The organism is Nemorincola caseinilytica (genome assembly GCF_039540515.1).
Classification (GTDB): Bacteria; Bacteroidota; Bacteroidia; order Chitinophagales; family Chitinophagaceae; genus Nemorincola; species Nemorincola caseinilytica.
The window spans coordinates 1-2,512 of the sequence record NZ_BAABFA010000013.1 but is presented as its reverse complement, the minus strand read 5'-3'; the positions used below and the strand labels follow the sequence as shown (position 1 = coordinate 2,512).

At 55.6% G+C, this 2,512-nt stretch carries 1 protein-coding gene; it reads left to right on the top strand.

Features of this window, described 5'->3' with window-relative positions; all coding sequences use genetic code 11:
• Nucleotides 1-2,512 (top strand): beta strand repeat-containing protein (locus ABD843_RS10635; RefSeq protein WP_345082756.1); only part of this gene is annotated, 2,512 nt, incomplete at both ends.

Genomic DNA, 2,512 nt, shown 5'->3' with positions numbered 1-2,512 from the left:
CGCAGGCGCCACCGCGACATATACCAATGCTGTACCCGGCGGCTCATGGACCAGCTCTACTGTGTCCGTGGCAACAGTGGGCTCGAACACCGGCATCCTTACAGGTATAGCCGCAGGTACCGCTACCCTCAGCTACAACATGCCAGGCGGATGCCGCGTTACCAAAATAGTAAGCGTGAGCGCACTGCCCGGTATCATAACAGGTACTGCAAGCACATGCGCAGGCGGCACCACCACTCTTGCTTCCATACCTACCGGCGGCATCTGGACCAGCATGCATCCTACTGCATCTGCAGGCGCTGCTACAGGTATCATCACAGGTCTTTCGGCAGGTACGGCACTCATCAGCTATACCAATGCAGCAGGATGTGCACGCACCACTACCGTCACCGTAGCTGCACCACTGCCTGCAATAGCAGGAGCAGCCACCGTATGCTCGGGCGGAACTATGACCCTGACCAATACCACCACGGGTGGCACATGGGCCAGCAGCAGCACTGCTAATGCTACCATTGCCACCAGCACAGGTCTGCTCACAGGCGCAGCTGCAGGTACTGCCACCATCACCTACAGGACCAGCACTACCTGCTACACCACAAAGGACATAACAGTGATAAGCGCACCTGCGGCCATCACAGCTCCTGCATATGCAGTATGTAAAGATGCTACCCTGCAACTGGAACATGAAACCTCCGGAGGTACTTGGACAAGCAGTACTCCGGCAAGGGCTACAGTGAGCACATCGGGCCTTGTGAGCGGATCGGCAGCAGGTACCACCACTATATACTATTCACTGGCACCGGGTTGCGCCACTTCACGCATCATCACTGTCAATGCCATCCCTGCTGCCATAACAGGTACGGCTGCCATATGTAATGGCACTACCACCACACTGGCCACAACCTCTACAGGCGGCTCATGGCTCAGCGACGATGCCGATGTAGCAACGGTAAGCAGTACCGGTCTGGTAACAAGTGTAGCACCCGGTACGGCCACCATATCTTACAAACTCACCGCTACAGGCTGCATCAATACCCGCATAGTGACAGTGAATGCACTGCCCGATACCATTGCAGGCAATACCAGCATCTGTGCAGGTGCATCGGCAACACTCACCAATACCGCTACCGGTGGCTCATGGACCAGCGCTGCCACCGCAGTGGCCACCATCGGCTCGACTACAGGTATACTGAATGGCGTCATAGCAGGAACCGTAACCATCAGCTACAGCATGCCTGCAGGTTGCCGCACAACCAAAGTAGTGACCGTGAAAGCTCAACCCACTAGTTTCACCGGTACTACCGCCGTTTGCGAAGGCGCTACCACTACCCTCACGAACTCTACCGCAAGCCAGACCTGGAGCTCGGCCGATCCTGAAAAGGCCACCGTGGCAACAGGTACCAGCATCACCGGTATAGTGACAGGTGTGGCTGCAGGTACAGCTACCATCAGCTATACCAATGCGCTGGGTTGTGCACGCACCATAGTGGTGACCGTGAACACAGCTCCTGCAGCGATAGTGGGCAATAACACTATTTGCGCCGGCAAAACAGACACACTGACAAATACAGTAGCAGGCGGCACATGGGTAAGTTCTTCAACATCGGCAGCTACGATAGGCGCCAGCACCGGTATCATCACAGCCGGAGCCAGCGCAGGCAACACCAACATCAGCTACACACTGGCCAACGGTTGCCGCAAGATAATGGCACTGACCGTGGCCGCAATGCCGGCAGCAATAACAGGTACATTCTCTGTATGTAACAATACAACTACTACACTTACATCTGCTACAACAGGCGGTGTATGGAGCAGCAGCAATACAGATATGGCCACTGTAGCAACAGGCACCGGCACTACGGGTATAGTGACCGGCGGCACAACTCCCGGCATGGTCAACATCAGCTACACTTCGGCAGCAGGATGCCCACGCACAGTGATAGTGACCGTGAACGCAACACCTGAGATATCAGGACCTGATGCGATATGCCCCGCTATGACCGCTACTTTCACAGGCGGCACAGGCGGCACATGGAGCAGCGCCAACACTGCCAAGGCCACAATAGTGAGCACTACAGGTGTGGCTACAGGCGTGGCCGCAGGTACCACTACCATCTCCTACAAGGTGAACGCTACCTGCTTCGCTACAAAGACCGTGAGCGTACATCCTGCCGTGGCTGCTATAACAGGCGCATCAGTATGTAAGGACAACTCGGTGACACTCACATGTGCAACGCCGGGTGGTATGTGGCTGACCGGTAACCCCGAAATAGCATCGGTAGACGGAAGTACAGGTGTTGTGACAGGCAACAGCACAGGCCTTGTGAACATCTACTACCAAATAGAAGCTACAGGCTGTGCGAAGTTCACGACAGTGAATGTGCTGCCAACGCCTGCTGCTATAGAAGGTACAACGACCATTGCTGCAGGTGCATCTGCTACTCTCACCAACAGTGTAGGCAGCGGTACATGGACAAGCAGTGCAAGCACCATAGCCGACATAGGAGCTACC